Origin of the sequence: Azoarcus sp. TTM-91, assembly GCF_012911025.1 — a bacterium.
Taxonomy (GTDB): domain Bacteria; phylum Pseudomonadota; class Gammaproteobacteria; order Burkholderiales; family Rhodocyclaceae; genus Azoarcus.
In genome coordinates, this window is record NZ_WUEI01000027.1 from 36725 (window position 1) to 51532 (window position 14808).

Below are 14808 nucleotides of genomic sequence, written 5' to 3' on the forward strand. Positions count from 1 at the left end.
TCCATATCACCAGCATGAGGCTACTGTGCATGTATCAGCTCCGACGCCTCGTGTGCCCGCTTGGTCGAGCGTTAACGAGCAACCACATTTATGGTCGTTCGAGGCCTGGGCTCCTTGAGGTGTGGCTGTGAGAGTGAAAGCCCGGGTGCCTGGTGTCCCGGGAGAGAACTGATAGAAGCCCACGGTGTCAGTGGTGCAACCAAACGAGGGCCAGTTTTCACCATCGTCGCCCACAGCCCCTTCATAGGACATATTCGAGGTGAAGTAGCGCTCCAGATATTGGGCCTGCTCGACAAGGCAAGCCTGGGCGCTCGCGCGCCTAGTGTCCATCATATGCTGTTGGTAAGACGGATAGGCAATTGCAGCCAGTATCCCGATAATTACCACCACAATCATTAATTCGATCAGTGTCATACCGCGCATGTTTTTCATGGCTCGACTCCAATAAGTTCTCGCCATGTCTTCCTGCGAGTCGTGGTTCCCGATGGCGTGTTTACACCCACTTTCCTGACGTTGGTGTTTTCGAGCTGGGTGTAAAGAGAACCGTCTTTGTATACGACGTTGCTAGGTGTGCTACTGAAGCTAATGCCACTTCCTGTAATTACGGTTCCGTTGTATGTGAAGTAGTTGTAATCCAACCGGCCGCCTGTGAAGAGGTTCAGGGCCATGACAAAACCGTCCCCATTGGGATTGCATTGAGTTCCGGTTGGTATGAGTGTCTGCCCGATCAGAACGCCATTGATGACCTGATTGGTCAAGATCATCCTTTCTCCATTCTGGGTGTTGCCGGTAACCAAGTCGATATACCAACCCCGTTTTGCGGCCAGATCACCAGCACTGACTTCCGAAACCGTGCGGACGGTGTAATCCCCTGACGAAGATGCAGTGTCCGATACAATGCTCGATTGATGAAGTTCGGCACGGTCCGTGATTTCTGATCCGTCTATCAGCCCATACCAGGTTTGAACTGAAGCCGTGGTGATATCGCTTTCCCCCAGGAACTTTCCAGTGCCGAAATAGAGCCAGTAATCGCCGGTGCTGGTCCGTTTGACTACAGTGATTCCGGAAGTGATGGGTTGAGCGGTTCCAGAGCTATCCCTGGCTTGGAACACCTTGGTCGCTGTCTGCTCTGCCAGATCAAATCGCCATACATTCCCACGGAGATCACCCGCGTAAGCCCTGTCAGCATTGCCATCGTTGTCAGTGTCGATTACATAGGGCGCCGAAAGCCCATTAGGGCTGTCGCTCGAGCCAGCACCGGTGTCGATGGAACTGACGGCGCCGGACTGAAGATTGATCATCACCAGTCGTGCATGATGGTCTGAGCTGTTATATCCGTTCCCCAGAATTGCCATCCAGTTGCCGTTCGCCAGCCGCGCAATGCTTGGCTTGCCTGGGCTTTGCCCCATCACGCTTGAGCTTACTTCCCACAGCATCTTGCTGGCATCCATGCTGGAGGGATCAGTAACGTCGATGGCAAATACACTTTTCCCGCCACGGCCCAAGGTGGCGACCAGCACGGTTTTCCACGCACTACCGATATATGCGTCAGCGACGGTTATCTGTCCATCAACGAAATAGCGGTGGGTGTAATTCGGACTGGCCAAAGAGGCGAGATTGGCGTCTACAAGCGCTCCTGGAATATAGGCGAATACTTCCCGGCCTCTATCTTCGGCTGTGGCGGCCACTTCCGCATTGAAGCCATGAAGCATCCCATCATTGGCGCCTACGTAAACCATTTTTGTTCGACTGGCATTGGTTTCGGCAAACGCGGCGTGATCAGCGGCGCCTGTCCATGTGCGGCTCGCATAGAGTGAGGCATCAGGGGCGCCGACGTAATAAGGCGTCGAGTTGACGATGTCACCCAAGGGGCCGTTCGTCCGGGTGCGCAATGTTCCCCCATTGCCTTGCTCGAGACTTTGATCTCCCCGCAGATAACTCAAGATGTCACTTGATCCGAGGGCAGACCGCTGATCATTGCTTAGACTCGCCCAAGCGAATGTTGTCGCCGTGCCGCCTGCTCTCGTGAAGATACTTCTGTCGGAGGCGGCGGGGAGCCGTTCTGAGGCTACCCATGCCGCGCTGCTGTTAATTCCGTTGGTAGTTACTGTAAAGGCGGCTAGATCGCCCGACCAGATTACTGACTGGTAGCTCGCCTTGTAGACGGCAGAGCCGTCAGTCACCTCGGTGCTATTGGAGCTCAGGCTGGTGCCAGAGCCGAGGCGAGACTGGATGGAGGCCAGGGACTGCTTGAGCCCGTCGGTGAAGGCGGCGGGGTCTTTCGCGGAGTAAAAGTCCCCGCGGCTATTTACTGCAGCATGAAGAAGGTCGTCGATGCGGGCTGCGTTGGATGAACTGGGATCTGGCCAATTGATTGTGGCCCCGGTACTTATCGCAGCGAACGCGTTTGCTTTCGATACGGTGGAGGGCTCCACGCCGAGGCCCAGACCAATAGTGACCATGTGTTGCCAGAAGGCGGGGTCGGACGAAGAGGTGGGAACGTCGTTGGCCAGGTTGGGCCTGAGATCCCTCTTCCAGTAATACATGGCTACGTCCGCCAAAGTGCCGCTGTAATTATCGGTAAAGGGGGATGCCGGGCTGTAGGTATAGGTTGTCTGGTTATTCGCGCTGGTGATTGCCGCGCCGCTGTTGCCATCGGTATTACCCGCGGCGGAGCCGGAGGCTCCGGTGCCAGAGCCGGTCGTCCAGTAGCCGTCTGTCATCAGGATGGTGAAGCTCTGGCGGCAGGATAGTTCGCTGCTTGAGGTATCGGCTGGGTCGTCTCGCCAGGGCTCTTCCGATTCGTAATATTCCCCAGCCAGGCCCAGGGCGCGCCTGAGGGGTGTATTGCCGTCGGCAGAAATGCTGAATAGCCAGGAATAGAACGACTCTTTTGCCTGGGAGTATGGGCGGACTCCAGACAAGGGAAGTGTGGAGTTATTGATCTGGCCGTAGCCGACCCGATAGGTGCCGGAGAGGTCTGAAAAAGCCAGGCTGGTGCCGCTACGTGCGCTATTGAGACGGGTCCGATAATAGGAGTACCAGTTCGCCACGTTCTGGCGTTGCGCGTCGGAACTGACCGTCGTTTTTGTATAGCTGGCGTTCGAGGTGGTGCTGCCAGTGCCGTTATAGACGTAGTAGTAAAACTCTTCGTCGATTTGATAGCCGGAACGTGTCGCGCTACTGGATGCGAAGCCGCAGTCGTAATAGGCATAGTACGTCGACGCACTGTTGGTGCCAGGACTGTTGAAGCTGAGGGTCGCCGTGGTGCGACTGCTGCAGACGTACCCACTGCTCACACTGGATACGGATGCCCCGGAAGAAGAGAGCCAGACCTGGGTGGGGCTGGTTAGCCGGGTGCCCGACCGGGGGCTGGAAGCGGAGGCGTTCGCACACTGCGAATAGAATGTGACTCCGCTGGCGTAGGAGACGTTGTACGACGTGTTGCAGACAAAGCCGGTGGTGGCATTGGTCACCGTTGTGGTGGTCGACGCCCTCCATAACTCGCTGGGTGAGGTGAGGCGGTAACCGGTGAGGTTGAGCGCATCGCTGGCGGTGCCGCAATTGCTGTATATGTAGGAATAATTGTTGCCGGTTCGTTGGCGGGTGAGACAGACGAATCCAGAAGAGTGAGTGTCGGAACTGCTGGTTGCTGTTCCAGCGTAAGGGGCAGTCGTACTTCTTCTCCACATCCTGAGGTCGGTGGCGTGACTTCCCCGGTTACTCAGATAGCCGTCGCGCCATGCAGAGGTGTAGCTACTGTTTCCCAAGGAATTTCCGGCTGAGTCAACCGGAGGGGTGTAGGTGGTGTTGGGGTTGTAGTAAATGAGATTGTAGCTACCCGATTGACACCGTTCGGCCTTGCTGGCATTGAGTTTCCCCGTGTCCATTCTGATGACGTTTGCTCCATCGCCGCCAGATGATGAACTGCAGCTCGCACTGTCAGGCAGGTCGTCGCGATTCATCGAACCAGAATCATCGATGATGTAGATGATATTCGGCGCTAAAGGCTCAGCAACAAGTAATGGCTGCGTGGCAATATCAATAACTCCCCAAGCGCTATTCGAGAGCAGCGCCAGTGTGGCCAGCGATATTAGACCCAGGCGAGTTTGAGGCACTATATTCTTCATTTGATTGCTCATTCGGTACTGCTGAGAGACATCGTGGCCTGAAGCCACACCGCGGCGCGCCCCTCGTCGCCAGCGCTACGTGCTGTAATCCGGTAATAGCGAGCAACGGTTTTGGTGCAACCACTCGACCCGTATTCGGCAACCCCACCGCAGGTATCGACGTCGCTGCTATCTTCAGCTCCTTCGCCAAGGTACTGGATGTGATAGCTAGGCGCGGCCGTTACGTCGCCGAGGCTTAGAGACGGACTTATCCAGGTTATGCCGGTTATAGCTGGGGTGGTAGTGCATGCTGTTGCGGAGCAATCGGTCTGGAACGCAGTTTCATCGGCGGCAATTGCAGCTTCGGCCGCGCGCAGTGCACTTTCAGCCGCCTGAAAAGCGAGCTCCCTGTCGTAAAGATTGGAGGTCATCCTTTCCTGCAGCGTCGTTCCCCGCATACCTGCCAAACCGATCATGGTGACTAGCAGCAATAGAATTAAGGCGACGACTAGTGCGACACCGTGTTGCTCACTGAGCGCTGTAATATGCGGCCGGCGGGTTTTCACGGCATTCTGTTCCTGAGGGTAATAACGTTCGTCAACTCCCGGCTGACGCGGGCGCTACCGCCATTCTCGGCAATGCCGCTCGCCGCCTCACTGCCGGGTTCGACAAAGCTCAGCCGGACGCTGATTGCTGAAACGCCGGCCCAATCGGTATTGGTCCAGGCGGCGGTGTCAGCCATCGCGCTATATACGGCGTCGCCTTCCCTCAGGAATTGAAGCGTCATTGCCGAGACGCCTTCGACAATTTCCTGCGTTTGCGCTGAGGAGTTGATGAATTGAGTCCGATAAAGGGAGCGCCCGGTGTCTTGGTCGCAGGCACTACGTCCATTGCATCCTATGAACCATCCTTGGCTTGCAAAGCGAGAGAGTTCGCTGTTGCGACCAAATGTGTTGGGTACTGCTCCGGCAGCATAGGTGATGGTGGTCGTAGTGCCTCCATTGGCCTGGAACAGTTGGCCTGCGCTGGAGAGCGGGTTGCAGATGAGGAGGTACCCGTCCGTGGGAAGGTCGTGGGCCGCTTGGGTTGTTATGGTGGTTCCCGAGTGCGTGCTGACTGATGCAGGCAGGCCTGTTGTGCCGCTAAGAATCAGTGCTTGGCTTCCTTCGACCCTTTTGGCCGCTTGCGAGCCAAATTCCGGCATACCAGTGGGGAAGGCTGTTGAGCCTGAGTAGGCGCGTAGCCCCCAGCTATTCCACCAGGCCGTGTTGCTCAAGGTTCCGCTGGGGTCGCAGGCGGTTCCGCCTGTTTCGCGCAGATCGCGGGCCATTAATTCGAACGCAGTCCGAATGTTCTCTTGAATTCTCGACAGGCCTTCCGAGTTGCGATAAACCTGCCGGTTGGCCAAGAATACGCTGCCTACGCCCGCCACTACGATCAAGCCAAGGACAAGGGCGATCATCATCTCGATGAGGGTGAGGCCCCGCAGATGGCGGAGTGGGAGAGGTGGGCGCCTCATAGTTGAGCCTTGGTCTGAATGCTGAAACTCTGCGCAGCGGTCGAGTCGGCGGCGCTCGCCCGGCTGTCGTCCCAGGTGATGGATACGGTGCACAGACCGGCGCCATCACAACTCACCGAGCCGCATGAGCCGGCACCTATGCTTTGCTGGACGGACGTCAGCCAGGCGGCAAGGTCAGTTTCAGCCAGGCTGGCGCCGGTGGGCGCTGTGCAGGCGGCATCGCTGAAGTTGTAGTTTCCAGCGAGGACCGCAGAGCGATTCGCGCGCATCCTGTCCAGGATCGAGTAACTCAGGATCACGGCCATGCTTCGTTCGGTGGCGCTCTGGTTATTGCGGAGAGAGGAGAACTGCAGCCCCGCCATGCCAAGAAGCCCTAGTGAGAGCACGAGCACCGCGATCAATACCTCGATAAGGCTGACCCCTTTTTGATAGAGGTGCATTGCCGCAGTGGGGGAGGGATTGGCGGGCATTTTTCAGTCGGGGTTGGTGACGTCAGAGTCACAGGTTTCAGATGCCGTGCTCGTGGTGGTCCGTCCTCCCCCCATTACTTCCAGCCGGCGGGCGTTTGGGTCCAGGCCTTCCGTTTCGGAGCAGATCCGGAGGGTTCCAATAAGCAGGGTGCTGCCATCGCTGCCGCGGGCCAGTCCGTCAGCGCGAAACACGATTTGATTAGAGGCATCCGTGATGTTGCTGCTGGCTCCGACAGAAATTTGCTGAGTGGCAATTGACCCGCGGCGCAGGATTCGACTGGGGTCAGCTGCGTCAATCGCCGAATCCACGACTATCCAGTGCTCCCATTCGCTTTGATTTCCAGCCAGGCAGGTCAGTGCGGTATCGCTGTCGGCACGGCAGAGTGTTACGTTGCGCCCTCGCTTTACTGCCTCGCTACGGGTGAAAGTGACTGCACCGACGAGTTCGTTGGTCTGCGTGCTCAGGCGATTGTTTGCCAGCAAGGCCCGAAAGGAGGGGGCTGCCATGGCAGCCAGAATGGCCGCGACAGCCAGAGTGACCATGAGCTCGATCAGGGTGAAGCCGTCAGTCCTGCCGGAAAACCGCATGGTGTGCGCCTGAGGTCGGGATTTGGTGATCTTAGGGGGGCGCCGTTGGCGTAGCGCCTGCGGGCGATGAGCGTTGGATATAGGCCGCCGAACGGCATTAACGTTTTGATGTTTTCGGATACGTGTTGACAGGGGGAATGGGAGGCGGAGGTCGGGCCAGCCTTTTATGGTATCTTGCCCAGCGAATGGCCCAGTGGCGGGCCTTTTCAGCTTTCTTGGTTCCGCATGACGCTCCTTTCGCTGATCATCGCGCTGCTCATTGAGCAGCTGCGTCCTCTTCCCGTACAGAAACTGCTGCTGGATCCGCTGCGGCGGTTGTCGGGCGCCATGGTGCAGCGATTCAACGATGGGGAGGCGCATCACGGCCGGGCTGCCTGGTGGTTGATCGTGCTGACCGCGACCGTCGGGTGTGCCCTGCTGTACTACTTCTTGTGGCATGTGCATCCGCTGCTGGCCATGGCCTTCAACGTCGGAGTCCTATACCTGACGATGGGCTTCCGGCAGGAGAGCCATTTCTTTACCGATATCCATCTGGCGCTGCGTATGGGGGAAGTCGACAGGGCGCGTGTCCTGTTGGCCGAATGGCGAGGCGGCCTTTATCACGAGGCCAGTTCCAGCGAGATCGCGCGCCTGTCCATCGAGCAGGCGCTGGTCGCATCTCACCGGAATGTCTTCGGCGTGGCGTTCTGGTTCATCTTGCTGCCGGGACCGAGCGGGGCGGTGATGTATCGCCTGGCCCGTTTCTTCGCGGAGGACTGGGGGCGCCGGACGGATCCGGAGTTCGGGCTTTTCGGTCTGTTTGCGAGGAAGGCTTTCGAGGTAATCGACTGGTTGCCGGTACGTTTGACCGCTGCCTCGTTTTCCATCGTCGGCGATTTCGAAGACGCGATCTATTGCTGGCGGACCCAGCCCATGCTGTGGCCCGACAGGGCGTCCGCTATACTCCTTGCGAGCGGCGGCGGCGCCTTGGGTGTGCGCCTGGGCATGCCGGTGCACGAATCCGGCGAGATCGTCGAACGTCCCGAGATGGGATTGGGAGACGAGGCTGATGCCGACTATATGCAGAGCACAGTGGGCCTGGTGTGGCGGGCGCTGCTGGTGTGTCTATTGATGCTCGCCTTGCTGGGAATCGCCGGCTGGGTGGGGCGTTGATTTCCTAGGAGGGAGTGGAGATGGCAAATCGTGAAGTCGTTGTTCTCAGCGCCGTTCGGTCCGCCGTTGGTGGATTCAATGGTTCGCTGAAGGACATGGAACCCGCCGAGCTGGGCGGTATCGTCATCAAAGAGGCGATTGCCCGCGGTGGCGTGGATCCGAAACAGGTGAGCTTTGCCGCTGTCGGTAACTGCATTCCGACCGAATCCCGTTACCCTTACGTGGCCCGCGTGGCTTCCATCCAGGGTGGAATGTCGATGGACTCGGTGGCCTTCGCAGTGAACCGCCTCTGCGGTTCCGCGCAGCAGGCCGTGGTGAGCTCGGCCCAGGCCATTATGTTGGGCGATGCGGATTACGCCATCGGTGGCGGTGTCGAAGTGATGTCCCGAGGCGCCTATCTGATGCCGACCCTGCGTTCCGGCGCGCGCATGGGCGACACCAAGGCGATCGATGCGATGGTCGCGGTACTGACCGACCCCTTCGGTGTTGGTCATATGGGTATCACCGCCGAGAATCTGGCGAGCAAGTGGGGCATCACGCGGGAAGAGCAGGATGCCTTCGCGCTGGAGTCGCAGAGCCGTGCGGCCGCTGCGCTGGCGGATGGCCGTTTCAAGAGCCAGATCGTTCCGATCACCTTTGAAACCCGCAAGGGCCCGGTGGTCTTCGATACTGACGAACATCCGCGTGCGACGACCCTGGAATCGCTGGCCAAGATGAAGCCCGCCTTCAAGAAGGATGGCAGCGTGACCGCGGGAAATGCTTCCGGCATCAACGACGCCGGCGCCTTCCTGTTGCTGGCAGATGCCGCCAAGGCGAGTGCTGACGGCCACAAACCGATGGCCCGCCTGGTTGCCTACGCGATCGCAGGCGTGCCGAACGACGTCATGGGCGAAGGCCCGATTCCGGCTTCCAAGCTCGCGCTGCAGCGTGCCGGCCTGACGCTGGACAAGATCGACGTGGTCGAGTCCAACGAAGCGTTCGCAGCCCAGGCAATTGCGGTTAACAAGGGGCTGGAACTGGACGCGGCCAAGACGAACCCGAACGGTGGTGCCATCTCCCTGGGCCACCCGGTGGGGGCGACAGGTGCGGTGATCATTACCAAGCTCCTGCATGAACTGCACCGAGTCGGTGGCCGCTACGGCATGGCGACCATGTGTATCGGTGGGGGCCAAGGCATCACGACGATCTGGGAACGGATCTGAGCGATTGCGCAGTCCTCACGAAACCCCGCCTTGGCGGGGTTTTTTTTCGTCTGCTGCCAGCGCACAGTAGGAACAGATGCACCAGTTGCCAAAATGGGTCAGACGGGTTTGCACGGTATTGGTGCATGGCCCGCTTGCTTGGAGGGCTACGCTGTTGGATTACCCATGATGCGGTGCTGGCATGCTTTTCGCTGACCTCAGGTTGTCCCGATTCACCACCAGAAAGGCGGGCTCAGCGCCATGACGATCAAGAACTTCTATAACGAAATGAAAGATGAGGCGGGGCAGGTGAGGCCCCACTATGCCTCGTACGCAGCGTGGTTGTCGGAAATGCCGGAAGAGCGGCTTGCACAGAAGCGGGCTGAGGCGGATGCGCTGTTCCATCGCCACGGCATCACCTTCGCCGTCTATGGCGAGGGTGCGGGAACGGAACGTCTCATTCCCTTCGATATCATCCCGCGCATCATTCCCGCCGCGGAATGGAAGACCCTGGAGAGCGGTCTGCGCCAGCGGGTCAAGGCGCTCAACCTCTTCATCCATGACATCTACCACGGACAGGAAATACTCAAGGCCGGCCACATTCCGCCGGATCAGGTGCTGAACAACGCGCAGTACCGGAGGGTCATGCAGGGAGTGGATGTGCCGCGAGGGATCTATGCCCACATCGCTGGCGTGGATGTCGTGCGGGCAGGCGCGGGCGAGTATTACGTGCTGGAAGACAACCTGCGGGTGCCATCCGGGGTCTCCTACATGATGGAGAACCGCAAGATGATGATGCGGCTCTTCCCCCGCTTGTTCTCCCGCTACCGTGTCGCGCCGGTGGACCGCTATCCCGACATGCTGCTCAACATGCTGCGCAGCGTGGCGCCGACCGGCGTGACCGACCCCACCGTCGTGGTCCTCACGCCGGGAGCATACAACAGCGCATATTTCGAACATGCCTTCCTCGCCCAGCAGATGGGTGTGGAGCTGGTGGAGGGCCAGGACATGTTTGTCAAGGACGAACAGGTGTTCATGCGCACCACGCAGGGGCCGCAGCGGGTGGATGTGATCTACCGCCGGGTGGATGACGACTTCCTCGACCCGCTCGCCTTCCGGCCGGATTCGGTGCTCGGGGTGCCGGGCATACTCGGAGCCTACCAAGCCGGCAGGGTCACCCTCTCCAATGCCATCGGTAGCGGCGTTGCCGACGACAAGTCCATCTATCCCTATGTGCCTGAGATGGTGCGCTTCTACCTTGGGGAGGAGCCCATCCTGCACAACGTTCCCACCTATATGTGCCGCAAGAAGGACGATCTGGCCTATGTGCTGGACCACCTTGCCGAACTGGTGGTGAAAGAGGTTCATGGCGCAGGGGGTTACGGAATGCTGGTCGGGCCGGCCTCAAGCAAGGCCGAAGTGGAGACTTTCCGTGAAGTCTTGATCAAGTACCCGGAGCGCTACATCGCGCAACCCACGCTTGCACTGTCAGCTTGCCCGACTTTCGTTGAATCCGGCGTGGCGCCGCGCCATATCGACCTGCGGCCCTTCGTGCTGTCAGGCGAGGAGATTCAACTGGTGGCCGGCGGGCTGACACGGGTGGCGCTGCGTGACGGATCGCTGGTGGTGAATTCCTCGCAAGGCGGGGGCACCAAGGACACATGGGTACTGGAAGCCTGAATCGGCGAACTAGGGAGAACAGAAGATGCTGAGCCGTACCGCCGATCACCTTTACTGGATGGCCCGCTATATGGAGCGGGCCGAGAACATCGCCCGCATCCTGGACGTGAATCACCGCATGTCCATGATGCCCCAGTCCCGCATCCAGGAAGAGCAGGCCTGGGGCGCCACCTTGCGCATCATGGGGCTGGAGGCCGCTTTCCATCAGCGCTACGCCGAGATCACGCCGGACAACGTGCTGGAGTTCATGATCTTCGACCAGGACAACCTTTCCAGTATCCGCAACTGCCTGCGTGCAGCCCGGGAGAACGCGCACGCGGTGCGGGGAACCCTGACCTCGGAGCTGTGGGAAACCACCAATGGCACTTGGCTGAAGATGCGGGATTTCACCCCTGAGGCATTCGCAGACGCCGGAGCCGGTGAATTCTTCGAATGGGTGAAGTACCGCTCCCACCTCTCGCGCGGGGTGACCATAGGCACCATGCTGCAGGATGAGGCGCTGCGTTTCATCCGTATCGGCACTTTCCTCGAGCGGGCTGACAACACCGCACGCATCCTGGATGTGAAGTACCAACTGCTGCTGCCCGCCGGCGAGGTCGAGGGCGGGGCGGCAGACTACTACCAGTGGAGTGCCTTACTGCGTTCGGTGTCCGCCTTCGAGGTTTATCGGAAGGTCTACCGCGATCTCATCACTCCGGCGCGGGTGGCGGAGCTGCTGTTGTTGCGGGTAGACATGCCGCGCTCCCTGGCCCGCTGCATGAAGGAGGTCTATACCAATCTGCAGCGGGTGAGGAACGCGCAGTCCGCGGAAACTGAGCGGCAGGCCGGCGAGCTCGAGGCAACCCTGCGCTTCGGGCGCATCGACGACATCGTGCGCGGTGGATTGCACAACTACGTCATCCGGATGCTGGCCCGCACGCAGGAGTTGGGAAACCGCATTGCCGACGACTTCCTTGTCCCGGTGTCTTGAAACGGCTTGAGGCTCCGCCCCGCGAGGGGCACAACGGCAGGAGAATGGGGTGACCTATTGCGTTGGCATGCTCGTGGATGCGGGCTTGGTCTTCCTGTCCGACTCGCGCACCAACGCGGGCATCGATCAGATCAGCACCTTTCGCAAGACTGCGGTTTTCGGCCGGGACGGCGAGCGGGTGCTGGTACTGATGAGCGCGGGAAATCTGGCGATCACCCAGGCCGCCTTGTCCATGCTGCGGGAGGCAGTCGCGGCGTCGGACAGCCGGGTGAGTCTGGCGACCGTTCCCAATCTCTTCGAGGCCGCACGCCATGTCGGAGAAACGCTGCGGGAGATCCATCGCCGGGACGCCGACGCGCTGCAGGCCTTCGGCGTGGAGTTCAATGCCGCGCTGATCCTGGGCGGCCAGATACGCGGTGAGCCACCCCGGCTCTTCAACATCTACGCTGCCGGCAATTTCATTGAGGCGACGCCGGAAACCTCTTACTTCCAAATCGGCGAGTCCAAATACGGCAAGCCCATCATCGACCGCGTGCTGCAGCGGACGACCTCGCTGGAGGAGGCGGCCAAGTGCGCGCTGATCTCGATGGATTCCACGCTGCGCTCCAACCTCTCGGTGGGCTTGCCGTTGGATCTCACCGTCGTTCACGCTGGTACCTACAAGCTCGGCGAACAGCGCCACATCGACGGCACCGACAGCTACTTCGCCATGATCCAGTCGCGCTGGGGCAGCGCGCTGCGGGCCACGTTCGACGAATTGCCCGATCCGTCCCCCTTGGGCAAAGGCTGAGCGCGCAAGCCTGTCTCCGGCGCTTCACCAGCCGGGATTCAGCCTGCGTGCCTCGGCGATTTCAGCCTTGATGCTGCGGTAGTGCTCGAAACGCCGGGCGTTGATTCTGCCCGCGGCGACCCCGGCCAGGATCGCGCAACCGGGTTCGGCCTCATGCCGGCAATCGCGGAAGCGGCACTGCCCGAGGAAGGGGCGGAATTCGACGAAGGCTTCCGCCAGTTCTTCCTCACCCAGATGCGCCAGGCCGAAAGCCTGCAAGCCGGGGCTGTCTATCATCCAGCCGTCCTCGCCCAGCGGATAGAGGCGGGCAAAGGTGGTGGTGTGCTTGCCGGTGTCCAGCGCGGTGGAGATCTCCCGGGTGGCAGCCTTGGCCTCGGGAATCAAGGCGTTGGTCAGCGTAGACTTGCCCATGCCGGACTGGCCCACCAGGATGCTGTGCCGGTTCTCCAGCCAGGGCCTCAGTTTCTCCGCACCCTCCAGAGCCGAGAGTTCGATGAGTTGATAACCGAGGGCAACGAAAGGGGCGAGGCGTTCCCGTGCCAGCGGCAGTCCGGCGGTGAGGTCACTCTTGTTGAGGATGATCAAGGGCGTGATCGCCTGGCTTTCTGCAGCGGCGATGCAGCGGGAGAGCAGCAGGTCGGAGAAACCCGGCTCGGTGGCGACGACGATGGCGATATGGCTGAGGTTGGCGGCAATCAGCTTTTCGCGGAAGGCGTCAGAGCGCCACAACAGGCTACGCCGGGGGTGGAGTTCCACGATCGCACCCTGGCCTTCGCCCTGCGGCAGCACCTCCACCTCGTCACCGCAAGCGAACACGCTTTTCTTGCCGCGCGGGTAGCCCTGCAGCAGGCCCTTCCCGGTGTCGATTTCATAATGGCGGCCAAAGGCGGCGGTGACCCTGCCGCGCACCGTGGGTGCGGATGTGTCGTTTCGGTTCTGCTGCCGGGAGGCGCGTTTCAAATGAAGGAGCTCGTGTTGGCCGGCCTGGAGCCGGTGCAGGGGCGGGAAGGGCTTGCTGTGGTGTGGCGTGCGCGGCGAGCCTTCATTCAGGCAGCGCCTGCAGGCGGGCAATCCGGATTGCTGCCGGAGGGTGGGAGTCGAAGAAGCGGGAGTACAGCGGGTCCGGCGTCAACGTCGAAGCGTTGTCGCGGTAGAGCTTGGTGAGCGCGGCGACGAGATCGGAGGCGCGGGTCTGGGCCGCGGCGTAGGCGTCGGCTTCGAATTCGTGGCGGCGCGACCAGTGGCTCATCAAGGGGCCCAGCGGAAAAGTGAAGGCCGGAAGGGCGATGAAGAACAGCGCCAGGGCGGTGGCGGTGTCCTGGCTGTGGGCGCCCAGCCCGGCAAAGAACCAGGGCTGGGTTACCAGCCAGCCCAGCAAGGCGAGCAGGGCCAGGCTGAGCGGCGCGAGCACAGCCAGCCGCTTGACGATATGGCGATGGCTGAAGTGGCCCAGTTCGTGTGCCAGCACTGCTTCGACTTCGGCAGGGGCGAGCTTGTCCAGCAAGGTGTCGAAGAAAACGATGCGGCGGGCGGCGCCGAAGCCGGTGAAATAGGCGTTGCCGTGGGCCGAGCGGCGGGAGCCGTCCATGACGTACAGGCCCTTGGACTTGAAGCCGCAGCGCTGGAGCAGTGCTTCCACCCGGCTTTTCAGCGCCTCGTCGCCGAGGGGCGTGAAGGTATTGAACAGTGGGGCAATGAAGCTTGGCCAGACAAGCAGCACCAGCAGATTGAAGGCCAGCCAGAAAGCCCACACCCACAGCCACCAGTATTTGCCCATCGCGCCCATCAGCCACAGCACCACAGCCAGCAGCGGCAGGCCGACCAGGGTCGCCAGCAGGCCCTCCTTCAGCGTGTCGGAGATGAACAGCGCAGGAGTCATCCGGTTGAAGCCGAAGTGCTTCTCGACGACGAAGATGCGATACAGACTGAAGGGGAGTTCGATCAGCCAACTGGCCAGCGCGATGCAGCCCAGCAGCGCCACGCCATGCAGCAGGCTGCCGGCCGGCCATGCCTGGGTCAGGAGGCCGTGCACCGCCTGCAGTGCGCCGCCCAGCGTCAGAGCGAGGACGAACACCGCGCCGGCCAGGGTCTCCACGCCGGTCAGTCGCATGCGCGCCACGGTGTAGTCGGCGGCGCGCTGGTGGGCGCTCAGGCCGATGCTCTCGGCGAAGGGCTCGGGGACCGCGCCGCGCCGTGCCGCCACATGCCGTATCTGGCGCAGCATCAGCCCGCTCTTGATTGCGGTCGAGGCGACCAGGAAGAGGACGAACAGCAGGCTGAAGGACGCGGCGGACATGCGGGTCAGGAGTGGCCGGTGGGCGGTGGCGGCGAAAGGGTGGGCTGTAGGGC

The 14808-nt window shown here is 60.8% G+C and carries 13 protein-coding genes; 5 read left to right on the top strand and 8 right to left on the bottom strand.

What is annotated here, in order from left to right:
- Positions 1 to 6: 6 nt before the first annotated feature.
- Genes GRF61_RS10205 through GRF61_RS10230 form a run of 6 tightly spaced genes read right to left on the bottom strand, consistent with a single transcriptional unit; the run spans position 7 to position 6686 of the window.
- Positions 7 to 432 carry a type IV pilin protein gene (locus tag GRF61_RS10205; protein ID WP_169150549.1) on the bottom strand — a complete coding sequence of 142 codons (426 nt, stop codon included), beginning with the start codon at positions 430 to 432 and terminating at the stop codon, positions 7 to 9.
- Positions 429 to 4142, bottom strand: a complete 3714-nt coding sequence (locus GRF61_RS10210; RefSeq protein ID WP_169150550.1) for a PilC/PilY family type IV pilus protein — start codon at positions 4140 to 4142, stop codon at positions 429 to 431. The genes GRF61_RS10205 and GRF61_RS10210 overlap by 4 nt, the downstream gene beginning before the upstream one ends.
- Positions 4139 to 4675, bottom strand: coding sequence for a PilX N-terminal domain-containing pilus assembly protein (locus GRF61_RS25175; protein WP_211165873.1), 537 nt, complete (start codon positions 4673 to 4675; stop codon positions 4139 to 4141). The genes GRF61_RS10210 and GRF61_RS25175 overlap by 4 nt, the downstream gene beginning before the upstream one ends.
- Positions 4672 to 5628, bottom strand: coding sequence for a prepilin-type N-terminal cleavage/methylation domain-containing protein (locus GRF61_RS10220; protein WP_282447174.1), 957 nt, complete (start codon positions 5626 to 5628; stop codon positions 4672 to 4674). The genes GRF61_RS25175 and GRF61_RS10220 overlap by 4 nt, the downstream gene beginning before the upstream one ends.
- Positions 5625 to 6098 (bottom strand): type IV pilus modification protein PilV, encoded by a 474-nt coding sequence (pilV, locus tag GRF61_RS10225; protein WP_248281188.1) that lies wholly within the window; start codon positions 6096 to 6098, stop codon positions 5625 to 5627. Before pilV ends, GRF61_RS10220 begins: the two co-directional genes overlap by 4 nt.
- 3 nt (positions 6099 to 6101) lie before the next feature.
- A complete protein-coding gene (locus GRF61_RS10230) occupies positions 6102 to 6686 on the bottom strand; it encodes a GspH/FimT family pseudopilin (RefSeq protein ID WP_169150561.1) in 585 nt (194 codons plus the stop codon).
- 225 nt (positions 6687 to 6911) lie between these two features.
- Between GRF61_RS10230 and GRF61_RS10235 the strand changes: the two genes are divergently transcribed.
- From GRF61_RS10235 to GRF61_RS10255, 5 genes are all read left to right on the top strand, one after another.
- The gene (locus GRF61_RS10235; protein ID WP_169150552.1) at positions 6912 to 7838 is read left to right on the top strand and encodes a CobD/CbiB family protein; all 927 of its coding nucleotides are present in this window, start codon (positions 6912 to 6914) and stop codon (positions 7836 to 7838) included.
- A gap of 20 nt (positions 7839 to 7858) precedes the next feature.
- A complete protein-coding gene (locus GRF61_RS10240; RefSeq protein ID WP_169150553.1) occupies positions 7859 to 9040 on the top strand; it encodes an acetyl-CoA C-acyltransferase family protein in 1182 nt (393 codons plus the stop codon).
- Between the two features lie 240 nt (positions 9041 to 9280).
- Positions 9281 to 10699 carry a circularly permuted type 2 ATP-grasp protein gene (locus GRF61_RS10245; RefSeq protein WP_169150554.1) on the top strand — a complete coding sequence of 473 codons (1419 nt, stop codon included), beginning with the start codon at positions 9281 to 9283 and terminating at the stop codon, positions 10697 to 10699.
- A gap of 25 nt (positions 10700 to 10724) precedes the next feature.
- Entirely contained in the window at positions 10725 to 11669 is a 945-nt protein-coding gene (locus tag GRF61_RS10250) for an alpha-E domain-containing protein (protein ID WP_169150555.1), read from the top strand.
- A gap of 49 nt (positions 11670 to 11718) precedes the next feature.
- The gene (locus GRF61_RS10255) at positions 11719 to 12459 is read left to right on the top strand and encodes a proteasome-type protease (protein ID WP_169150556.1); all 741 of its coding nucleotides are present in this window, start codon (positions 11719 to 11721) and stop codon (positions 12457 to 12459) included.
- A gap of 24 nt (positions 12460 to 12483) precedes the next feature.
- Here the strand turns inward: GRF61_RS10255 and rsgA are convergent, their stop codons facing one another.
- Together rsgA and GRF61_RS10265 are read right to left on the bottom strand one after the other, a co-directional pair.
- On the bottom strand, positions 12484 to 13368 hold the full coding sequence (rsgA, locus tag GRF61_RS10260) for a ribosome small subunit-dependent GTPase A (RefSeq protein ID WP_169150562.1): 885 nt from the start codon (positions 13366 to 13368) through the stop codon (positions 12484 to 12486).
- Between the two features lie 133 nt (positions 13369 to 13501).
- A complete protein-coding gene (locus GRF61_RS10265) occupies positions 13502 to 14755 on the bottom strand; it encodes a M48 family metallopeptidase (protein ID WP_169150563.1) in 1254 nt (417 codons plus the stop codon).
- Positions 14756 to 14808 lie beyond the last annotated feature (53 nt).

What these genes read in the sequence shown, in the direction of transcription:
- GRF61_RS10230 (WP_169150561.1), bottom strand. Translation starts at nt 6,686, where the DNA reads ATGCGGTTTTCCGGCAGGACTGACGGCTTCACCCTGATCGAGCTCATG.
- GRF61_RS10220 (WP_282447174.1), bottom strand. Translation starts at nt 5,628, where the DNA reads ATGAGGCGCCCACCTCTCCCACTCCGCCATCTGCGGGGCCTCACCCTC.
- GRF61_RS10210 (WP_169150550.1), bottom strand. Translation starts at nt 4,142, where the DNA reads ATGAGCAATCAAATGAAGAATATAGTGCCTCAAACTCGCCTGGGTCTA.
- GRF61_RS10235 (WP_169150552.1), top strand. Translation starts at nt 6,912, where the DNA reads ATGACGCTCCTTTCGCTGATCATCGCGCTGCTCATTGAGCAGCTGCGT.
- pilV (WP_248281188.1), bottom strand. Translation starts at nt 6,098, where the DNA reads ATGCCCGCCAATCCCTCCCCCACTGCGGCAATGCACCTCTATCAAAAA.
- GRF61_RS10240 (WP_169150553.1), top strand. Translation starts at nt 7,859, where the DNA reads ATGGCAAATCGTGAAGTCGTTGTTCTCAGCGCCGTTCGGTCCGCCGTT.
- GRF61_RS10245 (WP_169150554.1), top strand. Translation starts at nt 9,281, where the DNA reads ATGACGATCAAGAACTTCTATAACGAAATGAAAGATGAGGCGGGGCAG.
- GRF61_RS10265 (WP_169150563.1), bottom strand. Translation starts at nt 14,755, where the DNA reads ATGTCCGCCGCGTCCTTCAGCCTGCTGTTCGTCCTCTTCCTGGTCGCC.
- GRF61_RS10250 (WP_169150555.1), top strand. Translation starts at nt 10,725, where the DNA reads ATGCTGAGCCGTACCGCCGATCACCTTTACTGGATGGCCCGCTATATG.
- GRF61_RS10205 (WP_169150549.1), bottom strand. Translation starts at nt 432, where the DNA reads ATGAAAAACATGCGCGGTATGACACTGATCGAATTAATGATTGTGGTG.